Origin of the sequence: Streptomyces formicae (assembly GCF_002556545.1) — a bacterium.
In the GTDB taxonomy this organism is placed as follows: Bacteria; Actinomycetota; Actinomycetes; order Streptomycetales; family Streptomycetaceae; genus Streptomyces; species Streptomyces formicae_A.
Genome location: NZ_CP022685.1, coordinates 9,483,906 through 9,502,320, shown reverse-complemented (window position 1 = coordinate 9,502,320; position 18,415 = coordinate 9,483,906). Strand labels below are relative to the sequence as shown.

General features: G+C 72.4%; 19 protein-coding genes and 1 riboswitch. Of the genes, 10 read left to right on the top strand and 9 right to left on the bottom strand.

The features are described 5' to 3' along the window. Positions 1-9 precede the first annotated feature (9 nt). Positions 10-642 carry an RraA family protein gene (locus KY5_RS40805; protein ID WP_098246917.1) on the top strand — a complete coding sequence of 211 codons (633 nt, stop codon included), beginning with the start codon at positions 10-12 and terminating at the stop codon, positions 640-642. A gap of 32 nt (positions 643-674) precedes the next feature. Here KY5_RS40805 and KY5_RS40800 read toward each other — a convergent pair whose 3' ends face one another. Next, entirely contained in the window at positions 675-1,439 is a 765-nt protein-coding gene (locus KY5_RS40800; protein ID WP_098246916.1) for a helix-turn-helix transcriptional regulator, read from the bottom strand. Between the two features lie 31 nt (positions 1,440-1,470). Beyond that, positions 1,471-3,195 (bottom strand): amidohydrolase, encoded by a 1,725-nt coding sequence (locus KY5_RS40795; protein ID WP_098247832.1) that lies wholly within the window; start codon positions 3,193-3,195, stop codon positions 1,471-1,473. 248 nt (positions 3,196-3,443) lie between these two features. On the opposite strand from KY5_RS40795, the gene KY5_RS40790 reads away from it, so the two are divergent. From KY5_RS40790 to KY5_RS40780, 3 genes are read left to right on the top strand one after another with little or no spacing between them, the layout of a single operon-like run. Then, positions 3,444-3,923, top strand: a complete 480-nt coding sequence (locus KY5_RS40790) for a hypothetical protein (RefSeq protein WP_098246915.1) — start codon at positions 3,444-3,446, stop codon at positions 3,921-3,923. Between the two features lie 33 nt (positions 3,924-3,956). Beyond that, positions 3,957-4,676: a HEAT repeat domain-containing protein gene (locus tag KY5_RS40785; RefSeq protein ID WP_098247831.1), complete on the top strand. Its 720-nt coding sequence runs from the start codon at positions 3,957-3,959 to the stop codon at positions 4,674-4,676. Positions 4,677-4,729: 53 nt separating this feature from the next. Next, positions 4,730-5,737 (top strand): HEAT repeat domain-containing protein, encoded by a 1,008-nt coding sequence (locus tag KY5_RS40780; protein ID WP_098246914.1) that lies wholly within the window; start codon positions 4,730-4,732, stop codon positions 5,735-5,737. A 3-nt stretch (positions 5,738-5,740) separates the two neighbouring features. On the opposite strand, the gene KY5_RS40775 is transcribed toward KY5_RS40780, so the two are convergent. Together KY5_RS40775 and KY5_RS40770 are read right to left on the bottom strand one after the other, a co-directional pair. Beyond that, positions 5,741-6,007 carry a hypothetical protein gene (locus KY5_RS40775; RefSeq protein ID WP_098246913.1) on the bottom strand — a complete coding sequence of 89 codons (267 nt, stop codon included), beginning with the start codon at positions 6,005-6,007 and terminating at the stop codon, positions 5,741-5,743. 69 nt (positions 6,008-6,076) lie between these two features. Continuing rightward, positions 6,077-8,866: an AAA family ATPase gene (locus KY5_RS40770; RefSeq protein WP_098246912.1), complete on the bottom strand. Its 2,790-nt coding sequence runs from the start codon at positions 8,864-8,866 to the stop codon at positions 6,077-6,079. A gap of 161 nt (positions 8,867-9,027) precedes the next feature. Between KY5_RS40770 and KY5_RS40765 the strand changes: the two genes are divergently transcribed. The 4 genes from KY5_RS40765 (at position 9,028) to KY5_RS40750 (ending at position 13,059) form a co-directional block, all read left to right on the top strand. Continuing rightward, positions 9,028-9,951: an MBL fold metallo-hydrolase gene (locus tag KY5_RS40765; RefSeq protein WP_098246911.1), complete on the top strand. Its 924-nt coding sequence runs from the start codon at positions 9,028-9,030 to the stop codon at positions 9,949-9,951. Positions 9,952-10,034: 83 nt separating this feature from the next. Continuing rightward, positions 10,035-11,528 carry a carboxylesterase/lipase family protein gene (locus KY5_RS40760; RefSeq protein ID WP_098246910.1) on the top strand — a complete coding sequence of 498 codons (1,494 nt, stop codon included), beginning with the start codon at positions 10,035-10,037 and terminating at the stop codon, positions 11,526-11,528. A gap of 53 nt (positions 11,529-11,581) precedes the next feature. Continuing rightward, entirely contained in the window at positions 11,582-12,205 is a 624-nt protein-coding gene (locus KY5_RS40755; protein WP_098246909.1) for a TetR/AcrR family transcriptional regulator, read from the top strand. Continuing rightward, a complete protein-coding gene (locus tag KY5_RS40750) occupies positions 12,202-13,059 on the top strand; it encodes an alpha/beta fold hydrolase (RefSeq protein WP_234363120.1) in 858 nt (285 codons plus the stop codon). Before KY5_RS40755 ends, KY5_RS40750 begins: the two co-directional genes overlap by 4 nt. Here the strand turns inward: KY5_RS40750 and KY5_RS40745 are convergent. Further along, positions 13,031-14,134 carry a PP2C family protein-serine/threonine phosphatase gene (locus tag KY5_RS40745; protein WP_159072732.1) on the bottom strand — a complete coding sequence of 368 codons (1,104 nt, stop codon included), beginning with the start codon at positions 14,132-14,134 and terminating at the stop codon, positions 13,031-13,033. The two genes, KY5_RS40750 and KY5_RS40745, sit on opposite strands and share 29 nt — an antisense overlap. Positions 14,135-14,428: 294 nt before the next feature. Between KY5_RS40745 and KY5_RS40740 the strand changes: the two genes are divergently transcribed. Next, entirely contained in the window at positions 14,429-14,767 is a 339-nt protein-coding gene (locus KY5_RS40740) for an STAS domain-containing protein (protein WP_098246906.1), read from the top strand. A 10-nt stretch (positions 14,768-14,777) separates the two neighbouring features. Here KY5_RS40740 and KY5_RS40735 read toward each other — a convergent pair whose 3' ends face one another. Beyond that, complete coding sequence (locus tag KY5_RS40735; RefSeq protein WP_234363281.1) at positions 14,778-15,653, bottom strand: alpha/beta fold hydrolase; 876 nt, start codon at positions 15,651-15,653, stop codon at positions 14,778-14,780. Positions 15,654-15,792: 139 nt separating this feature from the next. Here KY5_RS40735 and KY5_RS40730 point away from each other — a divergent pair, with 139 nt between their 5' ends. Next, positions 15,793-16,368: a histidine phosphatase family protein gene (locus tag KY5_RS40730; protein WP_098246904.1), complete on the top strand. Its 576-nt coding sequence runs from the start codon at positions 15,793-15,795 to the stop codon at positions 16,366-16,368. On the opposite strand, the gene KY5_RS40725 is transcribed toward KY5_RS40730, so the two are convergent. The 3 genes from KY5_RS40725 to KY5_RS40715 form a co-directional block, all read right to left on the bottom strand. After that, positions 16,310-17,098 carry a CbtA family protein gene (locus KY5_RS40725; RefSeq protein WP_098246903.1) on the bottom strand — a complete coding sequence of 263 codons (789 nt, stop codon included), beginning with the start codon at positions 17,096-17,098 and terminating at the stop codon, positions 16,310-16,312. The genes KY5_RS40730 and KY5_RS40725 overlap by 59 nt on opposite strands. 21 nt (positions 17,099-17,119) lie before the next feature. Beyond that, positions 17,120-17,341 carry a CbtB domain-containing protein gene (locus tag KY5_RS40720; RefSeq protein ID WP_098246902.1) on the bottom strand — a complete coding sequence of 74 codons (222 nt, stop codon included), beginning with the start codon at positions 17,339-17,341 and terminating at the stop codon, positions 17,120-17,122. 41 nt (positions 17,342-17,382) lie between these two features. Further along, positions 17,383-17,513: riboswitch (cobalamin riboswitch) on the bottom strand. A 73-nt stretch (positions 17,514-17,586) separates the two neighbouring features. Continuing rightward, entirely contained in the window at positions 17,587-18,402 is an 816-nt protein-coding gene (locus KY5_RS40715) for a hypothetical protein (RefSeq protein ID WP_098246901.1), read from the bottom strand. Positions 18,403-18,415: the final 13 nt, after the last annotated feature.

The following is an 18,415-nucleotide window of genomic DNA, read 5'->3' as shown; positions in this document are numbered from 1 at the left end:
GGGACCGAGATGAGCGAGCACGGCACCGGCGACGCGTTCGACGAGATCCCCACGACCACGCTGGCCGACCTGCTGGGGCGTGAGCAGGTCATGGACATCGGCATCCGCCCGCTGTGGCAGCCAGTGCCGCGCGTCGCGGGGCCCGCCTTCACGGTGCGGTGCCCGCGCGGCGACAACCTCATGCTGCACGCGGCGATCTACCGCGCCGCACCGGGCTCGGTGATCGTCGTCGAGTCGGGCGACGTGGACTACGCGCTGGCCGGTGGCAACGTGTGCGCCGTCGCTCAGCGGCGGGGCGTCGCGGCCTTCGTGGCCGACGGCCTCATCCGGGATCTGGGCGAGGTTCGGCAGGCGGGCTTCCCCGTCTTCGCCCGCGGTGTCATCCCGATCCCGGGCGCGAAGAAGGCCATCGGGTCACTCGGCGAGCCCGTGCGCTGCGGCGGCGCGCTCGTCCGTCCCGGGGACGTCGTGGTGGGCGACGAGGAGGGCGTCGTGGTCGTTCCCGCCGCCCGCCGGGACGAGGTACTGGCCGCCGCACGCGCGAAGCTCGCGAAGGAGGCGAACCAGTCCCTCGACGCCTGGGAGGAGCAGCACCGGGACCGTATCGAGAAGGCGTTGAGCGACAAGGGGTTCACGGGCTGAGGCCCCGCGAGTCCCGAGGAATGCGCCTGGGTTCACGTGTCGCAGGGGTCGGGTGCGATGCCCCACGCCGCCGCCCGCGCCGCGGCCGCCGCCCGGTTGGGCAGGTCGAGCTTGGCCAGGATGTGCTCGATGTGGGTGCCCACGGTGCGCGGCGTGATGAACAGGCGCCGGGCGATCTCCCGGTTGGTGCGGCCGGTGGTCAGTTCGGCCAGCACCTGGAGTTCGCGCGGCGAGAGTCCTCCGGGCCGCTGTTCCGTCGAGCGCCGCTCCTGCGGCCCTGCCGGGCGAGGGGCCACGGCCTGCGCCAGGGTCTCGGTGAGCAGGGCGACCACCGCGCGCGCCGGATCCGGCGTGTGCCGGACCCGGCGGGTGCTGACGTTCAGCATGCCGACGTAGTCGCCGTCGGCGGCGAACAGGCACTGGGCCACGCCGTCCTCGATGCCCAGCGGGGCCAGCACCTCCTGGAAGCCCGGGGAGGCGGCCAGGAGGTGGGCGGGTACGTCCCTGAGCCAGAGGCCGCCCCGGGTGGGACTGCGGAGCACCGCGAACACCGGGTCCTGGTGCAGGCTCGTCTCGATGTAGGCGGTGGCCTCGTCCGGGTAGCTCCCGGCCAGGGTGGTGTGGCACCGGCGGCGCGGGTCCCATCGGGTCAGGGAGGCGTGGTCGTACTCCATGACCTGTGACAGCGCCGCGAGGACCCCGTCCAGGCCGCTCGCGCCGTGCGTGGCGCTGCGGGCGGCGTCCCGTACGTGGACGGCCGCGTCCAGGATGTCTGCCGTGTCGCGCTGCGCTGCCATCCCTACAGGATGATCATGGCCAGCGGCGGCGTCAATCGCGGAGGGTGTCGTGCACGACCCGCCCGTCCATCACCGTCAGCAGGACGGGCATCGTGGGGATGTCGTGGGGGTCGGCGGTGAGCAGGTCCCCTTCCAGTACGCACAGGTCGGCGACCTTGCCCGGTTCCAGGGAACCCTTCCAGTCCTCGGCGAAGTCCTGCCATGCCGCGTCGATGGTGTACGTGCGGATCGCCTCGGCCAGGGTGATGCGCTGCTCGGGGCCGCTCACGCGACCGGCGGCCTTGGACTCGCGCAGCACCATCGTGGCCACTCCCTGCCTCCAGTCCGGGTGGGTGACCGGGGCGTCGGAGCCGCTCGCCACGTGCACACCGGCGTCCAGGGCGTCGCGGTAGGGCCACGCGTACGCGGCGCGGCCGGCGCCCACGAACTCCTCCTCCATGTCCGCGACGGTCCACTTGATGGTGGGGTTCATGTTGACGCCGAGGTCGTGCGCGGCCAGCACCTCCATGCTGTGCGCGGTGAGGAAGTCGCCGTGGATGACGTAGTGGCGGGCGTCGGGGCGCGGCTGCGCGGTCAGGGCCGCGGCGAAGGCGTCCGTCACGGTGTCGCAGGCCCGGTCGCCGGTGACGTGGACGCCCAGCTGGTACCCGGCGCCATGGGCGTGGCGGATGATGGCGTCGATCTCGGCGGTCCGCTCGTCGTCGCTCTCCCCGCCCACGCACAGGGAGCCGCAGCCGCCGCCGACGTAGGGCTCGTGCATCCAGGACGTCTTGTTGGGCACGATGCCGTCCGCGAAGACCTTCACCCCGTGGATCGCCAGCCGGCGCGGGTCGGCGCTCTCGCCGTCGCCGGTGGCGGTCAGTGCGGTGAGGGAGTCGGCGAACTCCTGGGCGGTGCTCGCCATGCCGGTGGGCAGGAGCAGGACGCCGAGGCGTGCGGTCAGCTCGCCCTCGGCCAGCAGGCTTCGGTAGACCTCCAGGGTCTGCGTGCCGAGCGCGCCCCGCATGATGCCGTCGCCGCCGGGGCCGAGCCCCGGCTCGGTGTAGCTGGTGATGCCGAGGCGCGCGAACTCGGCCAGGGCCGCGCGGATCGCGTCGGTGCGTTCCTGCCTGCTCAGCGGCGGCAGCGCGTTCTGCACCAGGGCCTGGGCCCCCTCGCGGAGCAGTCCGGTCGGCTCGCCAGCCCCGTCCGCGACGATGGCACCGCCGGGCGGCGCGGGCGTGTCCCTGTCGAGGCCGATCAGTTCCAGCGCCTTGGAGTTGACCCAGGTGGCGTGCCCGGAGAAGGAGTAGAGGACGACTGGGTGGTCGGGGCTCACGCCGTCGAGGTCGTGCCGCGAGGGCTGCCGTGCCGGATCGGCGACGCACTCGTCGAGGTAGCCGGTGTCCCAGCCGTGCCCCGTTATCCACTGGCCCTTCGGCACCCGGCCCACGGCCACCCGTACCGCCTCCGCCGCGTCGGCCAGGCTCGACACCGTGGGGTGGCTCACGTCCAGGGAGAGCGGGGGCGTCGCCATGCCGAACGCGCAGCCGTGCAGATGGGAGTCGTTGATGCCGGGCAGCAGCGTCGCTCCTCGCAGGTCGATGACGCGGGTGTCCGGTCCGATGAACGGCGCGACGTCGTCGCGTCCGCCCACGGCGCGGATGATCCCACCGGTCACGGCCAGGGCCGACGCGACGGAGAACTCCGCGTCGACCGTGACCACCTGCCCGCCCACGAACACCAGATCCGCATGCGCGTCCGCCGCGCCCGTCATGTTCACCGAGTCCACCAGAATGTCCTTCCACCCACCGGGCCCGCCTTGGCTGCCCGCGAACGATCTCCAGAGGACTATGGCCGCGGCCCCGCCCGCGGCACATCGGTCATTCCACCGATGCGTACGGCCGTGACGGCGCGGAACGGAGTCGGTGCGAGTGGCGGCGGCGAGAACCGTCACCTAGCGTCAAAGCCATCACTGAGTGTCATGAGCAGAACTGAGCGTCATGAACAGAAGGGTCGCCGCGCATGGCTGTCCACCGTGTCGTCACTCTCCCCTTTGTTGATCCGCGCGCGTGCCGGGTCGCCTACGCCGATGCCCTGCCGCTGCCGGGCGTACGTCAGGTCGCGGTGCTGGAGCGCGCGGCCGACGGCACGCTGGACGTTCCGCTCGGCCACGACGCGGAGGCGGGCGACGCGACGATGGGGGCCGGTGCCGCGGGCGGGCTGCTCGGCCTCGTCACCGGTCCGCTGGGCGCGCTGCTCGGCGCCACCGCGGGCGCCGCGTTCGGCAACGCCCTGGAGGTGCAGCGCGAGGGCGAGGAGTACGCCGCGATGATCGTGCTGAGCGCCGATGTGCGGGACGGCACGAGCCTGCTCGTCCTGGACCTCAAGGAGGAGGCCGAGGGGCCGCTCGACGAACTGGCGGCCCGCTACGGCACGGTGGCACGGCGCGAGGAGGCGAAGGACTTCGCCGCGCGGGTCCGCAAGGCGTGGAAGGACGCTTGACCTTGACATCGTGACAAGGTCTTCACTGTGGGCATGACCACGGACACGGACACGGACACGGACACGACTGCGGACGCGACCACAGACGCAACCACTGCGACGGACCCCGAATCGCTCCGAGCTCTCCAGAAGCTGGCGGACGCCAACCCGTCGGTGCGGCTCCAGGCAGCGCTCGCCCTCGGTACGAGGCCCGGCCCCCGGTTCGTCGTGCCCCTCGTCGAACGATGCGCGGTCGAGCCCGAGTTCTTCGTACGCGAGATGCTGACCTGGGCGCTCACCCGCCACTCCCCCGCGGCGGTGCTCCCGCCGCTCGTCGAAGAACTGCGTTCACCGCATGCGCAGGCGCGCAGCCAGGCCCTGCACACCCTGTCCAAGATCGGAGACCCGCGGGCCTGGCCGGCCCTCACCCGGGCGCATCTGACCGACCTCGACGACGAAGTGGCGCGCAGCGCCTGGCGTGCGGCGGTCGTCCTCGTGCCCGAGGGGGAGCAGGCCGCGCTGGCCGCTGTCCTGGCGAGCCAGCTCGGGCGCGGCGAGCGCCTGACGCGACGGAGCCTGAGCCGGGCGCTGATCACGCTCGGCGAGGTGGTCCTGCCGTCGCTGCGCGCCGCGGCGACAGCGACCGACCCCGGCGTACGGCAGCACGCCCTGGCCACCGAGCGGCTGCTGGCCGACCCGGACGCCGGATTCGAGTTCGCCCTCGACGAGGCGAAGCGGATCATGGCCCTCGGAACCGGTGGTCAGGAGGAATGACGAACGACCGGCGGCCAGGAGGAGTGAGGGGCGATGGAGAGCAGGGGACGACCATGCTGATCGGCGACGTGGCGCGGCGCTCCGGAGTGAGCGCCCGCATGCTCCGCCACTACGACACGCTCGGCCTGGTGCGTCCCACGGGCCGTACCCGGGGCGGCTACCGCGCGTACTCCGACCAGGACATCCAGCGGATCTTCCACGTCGAGAGCCTGCGGTCCCTGGGGCTTTCCCTGCGCGAAGTCGCCGCCGCCCTCGACGATCCCGCCTTCGCTCCCGCGCGCCTCGTCGACGACCTGATCCGGCAGACCCAAGAACGCATCGCGGCGGAGACCGCGCTCCTCACGCGGCTCCGCGGGATCAGCGCGGCGGAACCCGACGACTGGCAGGACGTCCTGCACACCGTCGCGCTCCTGCACGCCCTGGGATCGCAGAACCCGGGGAAACGCCAACGGGCCGCCCTGGCCTCGGCGCACGACGGCCCGCTGCCCACGGACGCCCTGGCCGACGCCGTACTGAACGAGGCGGACACGAACGTCGCCGGGGCCCTGCGATGGGCCCTGGCCCAGACCGGCGTCAGCGCCCTGCCCGCGCTGGGGAAGGCCCTGCACTCACCCGTGGGCGAGGTGCGCGGGCGTGCGGTCCTGAGCATCGCCGAGATCGAGGACGGCGAGGCGACCGCACTGCTGCGGGACGCCCTCGCGCACTCCGACACCGACGTCCGCCGACGTGCGGCACTGGCCCTGGGAACGCGCGGGATCCCCGAGGCGATCCCCACGCTCGTCGACATGGTCGTCGAAGCGGCCAACGACGTGGACGCGGCCGACGCGCTCGGAGCGCTGGCGGGCGACCCCGCACGCGCCGAACAGATCGCCGCGCGGCTGATCGACCACCTCACCCGGCACGGCACGGACGCACCGGCTCGCCGTCGTCTCACCCAGGCCCTCGCCGACATCCCGGGAGCCACCGCCACCCAGGCCCTCACCCGCCTCACCCACGACGACGACCGGGCGGTCGCGCTCACCGCGACCTACACGCTCACCCTCCGGCCCGCGGCGGGGTGAGCGTCAGGGCGTGTCGCCCCGCCAGTCCCACATCGTGTCCGAACCGGGCCGTGGGCCGTAGTCGCTGTGGCCACCGGGGCCGTAGTCACCTATCTCCGTGAGCAGGAGCGCCCCTTCGGCAAGTCGTGTGTCGCTCCAGCCGGTCACGTCGAGGAGCAGTCCGTCGAGCGGTCCGCCGGACAGTTCGCGGTAGGCGTGGCCGGGCCGGGGCCCAGGGTCCGGGTCGTCGTGTTCGGCGCCGTACACGCGCCGCCTCATCAGCTCGTCCATACGGCGAGGATCGCACCGGGCACTGACATCCGGCCCGGGACGGCCCCGGCCTCGCTGACCATGCCTGCCTCAGGACTCGTGGCCGGAGGCGGCGAGGGGTCCTTCGAGGAGGTCGCGCAGTTGGGAGCGGGCGGTGACGCCCAGCTTGGGGAAGCTGCGGTAGAGGTGGGAGCCGACGGTGCGCGGGGACAGGAAGAGCCGCTCGCCGATCTCCCGGTTGGTCATGCCACGGGCCGCGAGACCGACGATCTGCCGTTGCTGCGGAGAGAGTTCGGCGAGTGCGTCGGGGGCGGTGTCCGCGATGTCGAGGCCCGCGGCGCGCGCTTCGGTCCGAGCGCGCTCGGCCCACGGGCGGGCGCCCAGTCGGCGGAAGACCTCCAGGGCTTCGGTGAGCGGCGCCCGCGCCTCCGCGACGCGTCGCCGACGCCGCAGCCACTCGGCGAGGTCCAGCAGGGTCTGGGCGTACTCGAAGGGCCAGTGCGCCAGGACCGGATCGGCGAGCGCCGCCCTGAAGTGGGGCTCGGCGGCCACGGGGTCGGCCAGCAGACCACGGGCCCGCTCGATCAGTGCGCGCAGCCGGGGCGACGCGTCGTCGGCGAGGGCATGGGCGGCGCGCTCGACGAGCTTGCCCGCCTCCTCGCGCCGACCGCCGCGCACCGCGGCGGCGGCCAGATCCGCGAGGGCCGGATACGAGGCGTGGTAGTGGACGGGGTCGCCCTCTGCCGTGAAGATCTTGCGGAGTTGGTCGTACGCCGTGTCATGCGCGCCGTCCGCGAGCGCGGCGGCGCCGAGTGCGCGGCGGGCGTAGATCGCGACCGAGCGGCTCTCCAACGGGTCCACCAGGGCGAGCGCGGTGGTGGCTCTGGCGCGGGCCGCCGTGGTGTCTCCCTGGTAGGCGAGCACGGTGGCCTCCACCGCGGCCGCGCAGGCCACGGTGTGGTCGAGACCGGCAGTGGTGCCGAGGGCAGCGCTGCGGGCGCAGGCTTCCTGGGCCCGTCCCCACCGTCCTTGTTCCACATAGGTCCAGGCGGCCGCGCCGCCCAGCGCGTCCGGCAGCGGGCCGCGCGGACCCCAGCGGTCGAATGCCTCGTCGAAGGCGCGGAGGGCCCGCGGCGTCTCGTCGAGGAGCCACGCCAGGACCGCGAAGGCGACGAGCCGGTCGGGGTGCCCCCGTGCTTCGGCAGCGAACTGCGGAAGCACGGAGAGGAGTTCGGCCCTGTCGTCGAAGGGGTCGGCGACGGCCCGCACCCAGGCGCGCAGCCACGCCTGGGGCCCATCCTGCGGAAGGCTCTTGAGGACGGCCTGGATACGGCGGCGCTGGTCCTCCCGCCCGCAGTAGAAGCCGGTCACGGCCGCACCGGCCAGCAGGTCGAGGGCGGTGGCGGGCCGCTCGGACGCCGACTCCGCCGCGGCGTCGGCCAGTCGGGCAAAGACCACGGAGTGCCGGACGGTGAGGGTGGCCAACCGTCCGACCTGTGCGGCGACTTCGGCCAGGAGCGCGGCGTCGTCGGTCCGCGCGCGGACCTCCCCGGCCAGCTCCTCCACCCAGGCGAGGTCACCGGTGAGCACCGCCTGCCCGGCGGCCGCGACGAGGAGCCGGGCGCTGTCCGCACGTCGCGGGGCGAGGTCCGCGGCGCGTCGCAGGGCGCTCGCCGCTGCCGCGTGACCACCACGGCGCCGCGCCCGCTCCGCGGTCCGCGCCAGCTCGGCCGCCACCTCCGCGTCCGGCGCGGTGGCCGCGGCCGCCCGGTGCCAGGCCCCTCGGTCCGGCTCCTCGCCCAGCCGTTCGGCGAGTGCCGAGTGGGCCGCGCTCTGGGCTTCGGGGGAAGCGGCGTGGTACACGGCGGAGCGGACCAGGGGATGGCTGAAGCGCGGGCCCCGGCCGCTCCTCCGGATCAGCTCGGCCTGCTCGGCGGGCAGCCATGCCTCGTCCCGGGCGTCCGGCAGCGCGGCCCGAGCGGCGGTCTCGGCGTCGACCGTGTCCATGGCGGCGAGCAGCAGGAGGGCGCGTCGGGTGGTGGCCGGCAGGCCGTCCAGGCGGGCCGCGAAGACGTGTTCGAGGTGGTCGGTGAGCGGCAGCGGGCCTACGGACGAGGGCCCCGAGGTGTCACGTGCCAGGAGGTCAGGCCCTGTGGTGCCATGTGCCGTGGCCGCCCGGGTGAGTTCGAGCAGTGCCAGCGGGTTGCCCTCCGCCTGGTCGAGGATCCGCCGCCGCGTGTGGCCGGACGGCGGTCGGGGCCGCGCCTCCAGCAGCCGCTCGGCCGCGGCGTCGTCGAGCGCGCCCACCGTCAAGGTCGGCACGTGGTGGCCGAAGCCCGGCAGACGGTCGCCGGTCCGTGCCGCAAGGAGCAGCGTGAACGGTTCACCCGCCAGCCGTCGGGCGGCGAAGGAGAGGGCGTCGAGGGAGGCTCGGTCGAACCACTGCGCGTCGTCCAGGACCACCAGCACAGGACCTCGCTCCCCCACGGCGGAGAGCAGGTGCAGGACGGCGACGCCGATGAGCATCGCGTCGGGCTCCTCCGGGGCCGGGTCGGCCCCGAAGGCTCCGTGCAGCGCCGCGCGCTGTCTCTCCGGCAGGGCGTCGACCTCGTCCGCCACCGGCCGCAGCAGCAGGTGCAGAGCGGAGAAGGCGAGGTGCGACTCCGACTCGCTGCCCGTCGCGCGCAGGACACGTGCGCCCCTCGCCGCGGCTCGGCCCACCGCGCGGTCCAGCAGCGTGCTCTTGCCCGCGCCCACGTCCCCGAGCAGCACGAGCACCGGCTCCGCCGACGCCTCGGCGTCCACCGCACGGAACAGGCGCGCCAGTTCCGCGTCCCGGCCGACGATCCCTGTCACATCGCCTGCCTGCTCCTCGTACACGGAGGTCTCCCGGAATCGTGGCTCGTCGAACGGAACGCCTTGCTCCGTGACCCCCAGGTTAAGAGCGCGACGTACGGACCAGTGCAGTCACCTGACGGATACCGCGTACGCCCGGCCCTTCATAGCGTTCCAGGACATCCTCCGACCTCTTGAGGAAACCCATGGACCAGATCACGCTCGGCGACGTCACCATCACCCGGATCCGGGAGTACTACGGACCCGTCGACATGTCCCCCGACACCTTTTTCCCGCAAAGCCCCAAGGAGGCGTGGGAGGACAACTCCGCCTGGCTGACCCCGCATTTCCTCGACGCAGGAACCAACGTCGTGCATTCCGCGATCCAGACCTGGCTGCTGCGCAGCGAGGGCAAGAACATCCTGGTCGACACCGGTGTGGGCAATCACAAGGAGCGCCCGTACGCACCGGTCTGGAGCCACCTCGACACGGACTTCCTGGGCCAGCTCGCGCGCGCCGGGGTCGAGCCCGAGGACGTGGACATCGTGATCAACACGCATCTGCACGTTGATCACGTCGGCTGGAACACCTGTCTCGACGGACGGCAATGGGTTCCGACGTTCCCCAACGCCAGTTATCTGATCCCGAAAGAGGACTTCGACTTCTGGAATCCCGAGAACGGCCACGAGCCGGTCCTGGGGCGTGGCAATCAGAACGTCTTCGAGGACAGCGTGGCGCCCGTGCACCGGGCGGGCCTTACACTGCTGTGGGAGAACAGCCACCGGATCGACGCCGCCCTGCGTCTGGACGCGGCCCCCGGCCACACCCCCGGCTCCTCCGTGCTCACCCTCGCGTCCGGCACGGACCGCGCGGTGTTCGTCGGCGACCTGCTGCACAGCCCCGTCCAGATCCTCGAACCCGACGCCAACAGCTGCTTCTGCGAGGACCCCGCCCGCGCCCGCGCCACCCGTCGCACGGTGCTCGGCCGGGCGGCGGACAGCAACGCGCTCGTCATCCCCGCGCACCTGGGCGGCCACAGCGCCGCCGAAGTCATGCGCGAGGGAGGCAAGTTCGCCATCAAGGGCTGGGCCCCCTTCACGCCCCTCACGCCCTACACCGGCCGGTCCTGACACCCCGTCAAGGGCGGGGACACGCACCCATTTCGTACGGCGGGCAGGGCCCAGGCCCTTCGGTCCCGCGGAGAGGCATCACCGTGCACCACCACCCCCATCCCGTCGTCACCACCGCACAGGGGGCCGTCCGCGGGCGGCGCCAACACGACGGCACGGCCGTCTTCCTGGACATCCCCTACGCCGCACCGCCCCGTGGCGCCGACCGCTTCGCCCCACCGCGGCCGCACGCGCCCTGGGACGGCGTGCGCGATGCCACCGCACCCGGGCCCACCGCACCCCAGTCCGCACGCAAGCTCGGCAGCGTGGACATGTCCCCCTACTTCGGGGCCGGTTGGAGCCGCGGCGCGGACCATCTCACCGTCAACGTCTTCACACCCGCGCCCACGGGGCACCCCCTGCCGGTCATGGTGTTCGTCCACGGCGGTGGATTCGTCGCCGGTTCGACGCGGTCCGCGCTGTACGACGGGTCCGCGTTCGCCCGGGACGGCGTCGTCCTGGTCACCCTCAACTACCGGCTCGGCATCCCCGGTTTCCTCGATCTTCCCGGCGCCCCGGCGAACCGGGGCCTGCTCGACGTGGTCGCCGCGCTCCGCTGGGCGCGGCGGAACATCGCCGCCTTCGGCGGGGACCCCCACAACGTCACCTTGTTCGGCCAGTCCGCCGGGGCCACCATCGTCGGCGGCGTCCTCGCCACCTGTGAGGCCGACGGCCTGTTCCACCGGGCGATCGTCCAAAGCGGCAGCGGTCTGGGCGCGTTCAGCAGTGAACAGGCCGCCCGCGTGACCGAGGCGACCACCCGGATCCTGGGAGTCGAGCCGCACGCCGACGCCCTCACCCACCTCTCCGACGAGTCCCTGGTGCGGGCGGCCGCACAGCTCTCGGGCATCGACCTGCGCACCGACACCGACCACGACCCACTGGCCGGACTCAGCCCGTTCAGCCTGGTCCTGGACACCCAGCCCGCCCGATCCGTCGCCACCGGCCAGGGCACCGCCGTCGACCTTCTCATCGGAACCAACGCCGAAGAAGGCAACCTCTATCTGGCCCCCGTGGACAAGTACGCCACCTCGACCGCCGCCGACGTCGACGACATCGCGGCCCGCTCGCATTCCGACCCGGCCCGCCTCGTCTCGGCGTACCGCGCGAGCCGCCCGACAGCCTCCTTCGGCGAGCTGCGTTCCGCCGTCCTGGGCGACGCCCTGTTCGGCGCGGGCACCTGGGCCCTGGCCGGCGTCCACGCGGCCCACCTCCAATCCGCCACCTTCGCCTACGAGTTCGCCTGGCGCTCCAGGGCACTGAACGGACAACTGGGCGCCACCCACACGATGGAACTCCCCTACGTCTTCGACCTCGCCCACCTCCCCCAACTGCGGGGCGAGAACGCCCTGCTGGGCCCCGACCGACCCCCGGCACGCCTCGCCACCCAGCTGCACCAGGCGTGGATCCGCTTCGCCACCACCGGCGATCCCGGCTGGCGCCCCTACGACACCAAGGACCGCACCACGATGCGCATCGACACCGAGTGGACCGAGATCAACGACCCCCGCCACCAGGAACGACGCGCCTGGTCCTGAATTCCGGCTCCACACCCCTTGCCCCAACTTAGAGACCTCTCTAAATTACGTGTATGGAGATGACCGAAGGCGGGCTGCGCGAGCAGGGGAAGGCTCAGCGGCGCATCCGGATACTGGACGCGACGCGCCAACTCCTGCGGGACAGGCCGGAGTCAGTGATCAGCACCGAGCGGATCGCCGAGCGCGCGGAGGTCTCTCCGGCCACCGTGTACAACCTGGTCGGGCCCCGGGAGAAGATCTGGGAGGCGCTCGCCGCCGGGTTCATGGACGAGCTCGAGCAGCGCCTGGCGGCGCAGGGGGACGGTGGCCCTCGGGAGGTCGTCCGATCGACCGTCGGACTGTTCGTGGACGACCCGGTCGTGTCGAGTCGCATGGTGCGGGAGTGGGAGGAGAGCGGCCTCGCGCTCGGCCGCAGCCCCCTCACCCAACTGCGCCGGGCAATGGCCGAGACGCGGACGCAGGGCGTCCTGCGCGCCGACGTCGATACCGACGCGCTGGCCGCCACGGTCGCCACGTCGTGCGTGGGCGCGCTGCACCAGTGGGTCGCCGGTCTGATCGACGACGGCCGGTTCCTCAAGCGCTCCCTGTTCGCCGTGGACGTCGCGCTCGCCGCGGCAGCCTCGGACGCGTGTCGCGACGAACTGATAGCACCGCTCCTGGCCCGGGACACGGCGTGAGGGCCGACGCCCCGTCAGGGCCCGTGAACTTCGCGGGCCGTGACGGGGCCCCGCTCACGGCGGACACCTGGGGTGACGCTTCCTCACCTCCCCTCGTCCTGCTGCACGGCGGTGGCCAGACACGACACGCGTGGGGCCGGACCGGCCCCCGGCTGGCCGCGCTCGGATGGCGGGTCATCGCCCCGGACCTGCGCGGGCACGGCACCAGCGCGTGGTCGGCCGACGGTGACTACGACCTCGACCTGTTCGCCGACGACGTCCGGACACTCGTCGCCGCGCTCGGGGACCGACCGCTGCTCGTCGGCGCTTCACTCGGCGGTCTGAGCTCACTGCTCGCCGCCGGGGAGAGGCCCAGGGCGGCGGTCCGCGCGCTGGTGCTCGTCGACGTCGCCCATCGACCGGATCCTCGCGGGGTTCGCCGGATCATCGCGTTCATGCGCCGTCGCCCCGAAGGATTCGCGAGCGTCGAGGAGGCGGCAGCGGCGGTCTCCGCATACGTGCCGCGCCGCACGGGGCCGTACGATCCCGAGGGCCTGCGGAACAATCTGCGACGGCACGGCGACCGCTGGGTGTGGCACTGGGATCCCCGGTTGCTGGACAGCTTCGAGGACCGGATGGACCCGCCCGGCATGGCCGAGCGCCTCCTCGACGCCGCCCGTCATGCCGACGTGCCGACCCTGCTCGTGCGCGGCGGGCTCAGCGACGTGGTGCGCGAGGACATCGCGGAGGAGTTCTGCGCCGAGGTCCCCCACGCGCGGTACGTCGATGTGGTCGACGCGGGACACATGGTCGTCGGCGATCGGAACGAGCTCTTCATCGATGCGCTCATCCCGTTCCTGCGGCACGTCGTGTAGCGCCATCGGCACCGAACGCCCGCACCTCACGGGGGTGCGGGGCGCGCCGGGCGTGATCGTGCGCGGGCTGCAGGAGGATCAGCGCTATGTCGTCGCCCGTGGCACTGTGACGGGTGTGGTGGTCCAACGCCGTCAGGACGGTGTCCAGGGCACCGTCCAGGCGTGCCTCCGTGCACAGTTGGCCGATGACTTGCAGGTCGGGCATGGAGCCGGTCCGATCGCGCGCCTCGGCCAGGCCGTCGGTGTAGAACAGCAGCCGGTCTCCGGCCGCCAGGGGAATCTCCTGGACCGTGGGGGCGGGGGCCAGGCCGATGGGGGTGGTCGGCACCGGTGGCGTCAGCAGCGCGGGGGCGCCGGTGGCGGGCAGGTGCAGGGGCGCGTGATGACCGCAGTTGACCAGGCGTACGTGGTGGGGATCGACCTCGGCGACCACCACCGTGATGAAGTCCTCCGCTCCGAGGTCGCCCGCGAGACGGGTCTCCAACTCCCGTACCACGTCCAGCAGATCGGGCATGGTGTACGCGGCGTCGCGGAAGTGGCCGATGGCCGCGGCGGACAGGTGGACGGGCGGCAGGCCCTTGCCCCGCACGTCACCGATGAGCAGCCGCAGGCCCATGGGGGTGTTGGCGAAGGCGTACAGATCGCCGCCTATGTGGGCCTGCGCGGCGGCCGAGTGGTAGCGGGCGCTGACTTCGAGGCCCCCTATGCAGAAGTCGGTCGGCTGGATGATGGCGCGCTGGGCCGCCACCGCGACCTTCTCCAACTGCTGTTGCAGGCTGGTGGACCGGTGCGCGCACCACGTGCCGTACACACCCGCGACGACCAGGGTCAGCAGCCGCACCTGGGTGTCGCCCTGGCCGAGCGCGTGCTCCACGGTGCCGATGGCCACGGCAAGGAGCGTGGCGGCGCCGGAGACGGCGGCGGTCACCCGCCAGCCGTGCTGGGTGGAGGCCAACAGCGGGCAGACGAGCAGCAGTCCGATCAGGCTGGTGGCGGCACCCGTCGCGACGTCCCCGACAGCGATGCCGATGCCGACGAACGCGGTGAGCCAGAGCCAGCCGGTACGTGAGGTCACGGGCATCCGCCGTCCCCTCTTCTTCCTCTTCGCCAGCACGGTGGGCTGACGCGTGCGAACACCAGGCGCCTTGTCCAGCCAGGACCCACAGGGCCGAGCGCCAGGAGCTGATGGCATATTCAGGTGTATACCCGGCTTGCCGCAGGCAGAACGTCACGTTTGACGTGGTCGAGCCCTTCACAACGGCCCCGGGTGTGACCGCTCGTCCCGCATCGGCCGCATAGGGGCTCACAACCGGGTACTCGGGAGCCGCCCCCGCACGCCCTGGTCACCTGCCCCGCTCTGGAGTCGATCGTGCCGCTTCCGGCCTTCACCGTCCTCGACCACGTCATGGTGATCAAGGTGTACGAGGTCATGGACATCGCCAGCGCCGCACACGTCCGCGCCGACCTGCACCGGGCACTGCGCGGTTGTCGCGGCCCGCGGAACGTCGTGGTCGACCTGCGCTCCCGCTGTGCCACGTCCGCGTGCGTCGGCGTGCTCAAGGACACCCAGCGACTGGCCGACCGGCTGCGCCTGCGGCTGCTCGTCACCGCCCCGCATCCGCTGACGCGCCGCGTTCTGCGCATCACATCGGCCGACGGTCACCTGGAGATCCACCCCGACCTGCCCGCCGCGCTGCAAGCGGTGTGACACCGCGCCCTCACCGGTCGAAGTCCGCCCCGCCCAGCGCGCCTCGCACGAATCGCCGCAGGTGTGCGCGTACCGCGTCGGGCCGCTCCAGCCAGGGTTCGTGTCCCGCGCCCTCGACCCGGGTCAGCGGAACCGCGAGGCGCTGCGCGAGCGAGGCGAGTGACGAGATCGGGCGAGGGTCCTGGCACCCGCCGAGGAGTTCCGTGCGCGCGGGCAGACACGCGCGCAGTTCGGCCAGGTGGTCGTCGAGCGGGTCCGCGCGTCCCGCCTCGCCGAGTTCCCTGTTCATCGTCCAGTTGACCGGGCGGCGTCGGCGGGCGCCCCGGGCCGCCCAGTGCCAGCCGCGTTCGGGGTCGGCGTGGTCGGCGAACCAGGCCAGGGTGAGCAGTTCGACCTCCTGCTCCTCCGTACGGCGCGGCACCTCCTCCAACGCGCGAAGCCGCTCCCGCTGCGCCTCGGACATCCGGCGACGCCGTTCCGCCCGCTCGCCTGTGCGCCAATCGCCGACGAACGGACCGCACATCAGCAGCATCCCGGTGACACGGTCGGAGTGCTTTAGACAGAAGCGGCTCGCCAGGTCGGTGCCGTAGGAGTGTCCGATCAGTACGGCCTCGGGCGCGCCCCACGCGTCGAGCAGTTCGGCGAGGTCGTCGACGTGCCGGGCGAGGGTATGGGGCCCTTGCCACCCGGATCGGCCTGTTCCGCGCTGGTCGTAGCGGTACACGGGTGCGAGGTCCGCGATCAGGGAGGCGACCTCATCCAGGTAGTCCGGCAGACCGGGACCGCCGTGGAGCATCACCACGGGCGGCCGCCGTGCTGTGTCCCCCAGCGCCGTCCAGCGCACCTGCGCCCCGTCACTCATCGGCGCGCTTCCCTGCGTCTTCATCGAGGTCACCGGCGAGAACCTACCCATCCGGGCCATGATCAGGCATCAGGAACCGGCCGCTTGACTCCCCGAACGGCTGCGCGAAGGATCATCGGTGGCCGCTCCCCGGTGGTCAGAAGGTGTCAGAAGGAGTTCCCTGGTGACCAGCCGCGTCCTGTTGGTCTCGCCCGCCATGACCGCGTCGCTGCGTCAGGCCCGGTTCGACGACGGGGCCCCGCTCGACGACCGGGGGCGGGCCGATGCGCGGGCAGCGGCCGGATCCCTGCCCGCGGACGCCCTTGTCGTCACCTCCGCAAGCACCCGCTGCCGGGAGACGGCGGAGGCTCTCGGGCTCGCCCCCACGGACTCACCGGCGGAGCTCGCGGGTATGGCGATGGGGCACTGGCGCGGCCGGTCACTGCACGAAGTGACCGCGTCGGAGCCCGAGGCCCTGGCGCGATGGCTCACCGACCCGGACCACGCACCTGCCGGTGGCGAGTCGGTGAGCAGCTTCTCCGCGCGCGTGGTGCGCTGGCTCGACGCCACGGCGGCCGGTGAAGGACGCCTCGTCGCCGTCGTGGAACCGGAAGTCGTGCGCGCCGCGGTGATCCACGTGACGGGCGCGCCACCGGCCGCGTTCTGGCGGCTCGACGTGGAACCGCTGACGGTCACGGAGCTCAGCGGCCGGGCCGGACGCTGGAACCTGCGGCTGGGGCGTCCCGTGAACTCCCTCTGAGCGGAGGGTCCTCGCGCGGACGCAGCAAGCGCTCGGCCAACTCGCCGAAGAGCAGCCCGAATCCGCCCCACAGCGTGATCTGCGTGGCGAGTGCGGAGAGCCGGAAGCGCCACAGCAGCGCCGCCGGGAAGTGCTCGGGCACCTCGTTGACCACGGGCAGGAAGGCGTACGCGATGCCGATGACGGCGGCGAAGCCGAGTACGGCCACCACTGTCGCGTACCACGCGCCGATCCTCGCGGCGAGACGCTTGCCCAGGATGGTCGCGGCGATCGCGAGGAGCACGCTCAGCACCATCATCAGCAGGTACAGCGTGGTCCGCCTCCCGATGGTGTCGGCGTTGCCCACGGCAGGCGGGTTGGCCGGGTACTTCAGGAAGGGCACGACGTACACCGCGAGCAGGGCGCAGCCGGAGAGCAGCAGGGCGGTGGCGCGCGGGCCGAAGCGGCCGACGCGGCCCAGGGCGAAGCAGTAAGCGAGTGCGGCGATGCCGCCGAAGGCGACCCCGTAGACGAGGATGCCGGTGGCGAGACCGGCCGTGGACTGGAGGCTCCTGGAGACGAGTTCGACCTCGTCACCGTGGGAGTGAGCGACGTGGGCCTCCTCGAAACCGATGGCGCTGTCGACGTTCGGCTCACCGAGGAAGTAGCCCACGATCAGGGCGAGCACGCCGGCTCCCAGACCGGCGAGCATGCCCCGAACGAGGAGATTCCGTACAGTTGTGGAGTTCATGAGCGCGCGGTGTTCCTCTGGTCAGTGGCAGGGGAAACCGAGCAGGTGGCGGGCGTCGTGCACCCACTCATGAACCCCCGCGCCGCTGAACACGGAGGTGGCGCCCTGTTCGGCGCCGACGAAGTACAACAGGACCAGCATCAGTACGCCGAAGAAGACGGCCCAGGGGGCGATGTCCTTCAGCGGCAGCTTGGCGGGTACGGCAGGGGTGGTGGCGGTCGGCTGGGCGACGTGTTGCGCCATGGCATGGCCTCCTGGGGAGTTCGCGTCCCGTATCGGTGGTGCACAGGACGACAGCCACGGGTCTGACTCACGCGCGGTCCGAGGACCACGCGCACACAGTGGCGCGACCGTGCCGGAATCTCACCGGCTTCCGCTCGTGCTGTCATCGATAACCCACTGAACGTACCGTCTGTCGCGTCCATGGCCAAGATGGAGTCCGCGCCGGGCCGTTCACCTATCGGCCGGAGTGACCGGGCGCAGTCGCCCTAGGCGCAGGCGACGTTGCCCTCGATGCCGAACGTCTGCCGCCCGTTCAGCCACGACAACTCCCACGTGACGGGGCACTCGTCGGCCTCCACCTTGGCGGCGGTCAGCTCGACCGTCTTCTTCTCCCCCTTGCCGATCGGGCAGGTGACGAAGGTGGCCTCGTCGCGCTCACGCCCCTCGTCCGTCTCGCAGCCCGGGGTGGTCGTGGAGATCCCGTGGCCCCAGATCATGAGGTCGGCCTGGGTCTCGGTCTCGCCCTTGTGGGTGGCGGTGAACGTCATGGAGGTCTCGCTCTGCGCGTCGCGCCGCCCCGGCGTCACCTCGACCGTGTACGGCGGGTCCTTCCGTTCGGAGGTCAGGGTGAAGGTGCTCGCCAGGGTGTCGTGAAGGCGCGTTCCACTGAAGGGGCTGTCGTCGTGGGCGTGCACCGACACTTCGGCGACCACCTCGTAGGTTCCGGGGCCGACGTAGGGAACGGGGCTGTTCAGCGCCCCCTCGGCGACCTGCTTGCCCTCGTGGAACATCTTCCACGGCCCTGTGACATCGCAGTGCTTCCACGTGTGCAGGGCGTTCCAGCAGTTGGAGCCCGTGGCGATGTTCATGAACCGGCCGGCCTGGCCGACCTTCGCGCACAGTTTGACGTTGGCGCTGTTGCCCCCGCCGGAGACCTTCTGGATGCCGCCGCAGTGCTCCTCGGGTCCGGCCTGGGCCACGGCCCGCTGGGGGCCGCCCGGCGCGGCGGTGGCGGCCTGCGTGGCGGGTGGGCCGCACAGGGCGGTGGCCATGGTCAGGGCGGCCAGGAAGGTACGTCGCATGCCTGGGTTACCT

Excerpts from the sequence above, each read along its gene's own strand:
- KY5_RS40725 (WP_098246903.1), bottom strand. The coding sequence starts at position 17,098 with ATGAACTCCACAACTGTACGGAATCTCCTCGTTCGGGGCATGCTCGCC.
- KY5_RS40775 (WP_098246913.1), bottom strand. The coding sequence starts at position 6,007 with ATGGACGAGCTGATGAGGCGGCGCGTGTACGGCGCCGAACACGACGAC.
- KY5_RS40715 (WP_098246901.1), bottom strand. The coding sequence starts at position 18,402 with ATGCGACGTACCTTCCTGGCCGCCCTGACCATGGCCACCGCCCTGTGC.
- KY5_RS40780 (WP_098246914.1), top strand. The coding sequence starts at position 4,730 with ATGCTGATCGGCGACGTGGCGCGGCGCTCCGGAGTGAGCGCCCGCATG.
- KY5_RS40800 (WP_098246916.1), bottom strand. The coding sequence starts at position 1,439 with ATGGCAGCGCAGCGCGACACGGCAGACATCCTGGACGCGGCCGTCCAC.
- KY5_RS40735 (WP_234363281.1), bottom strand. The coding sequence starts at position 15,653 with ATGAAGACGCAGGGAAGCGCGCCGATGAGTGACGGGGCGCAGGTGCGC.
- KY5_RS40795 (WP_098247832.1), bottom strand. The coding sequence starts at position 3,195 with ATGACGGGCGCGGCGGACGCGCATGCGGATCTGGTGTTCGTGGGCGGG.
- KY5_RS40720 (WP_098246902.1), bottom strand. The coding sequence starts at position 17,341 with ATGGCGCAACACGTCGCCCAGCCGACCGCCACCACCCCTGCCGTACCC.
- KY5_RS40765 (WP_098246911.1), top strand. The coding sequence starts at position 9,028 with ATGGACCAGATCACGCTCGGCGACGTCACCATCACCCGGATCCGGGAG.
- KY5_RS40790 (WP_098246915.1), top strand. The coding sequence starts at position 3,444 with ATGGCTGTCCACCGTGTCGTCACTCTCCCCTTTGTTGATCCGCGCGCG.
- KY5_RS40755 (WP_098246909.1), top strand. The coding sequence starts at position 11,582 with ATGGAGATGACCGAAGGCGGGCTGCGCGAGCAGGGGAAGGCTCAGCGG.
- KY5_RS40785 (WP_098247831.1), top strand. The coding sequence starts at position 3,957 with ATGACCACGGACACGGACACGGACACGGACACGACTGCGGACGCGACC.
- KY5_RS40805 (WP_098246917.1), top strand. The coding sequence starts at position 10 with ATGAGCGAGCACGGCACCGGCGACGCGTTCGACGAGATCCCCACGACC.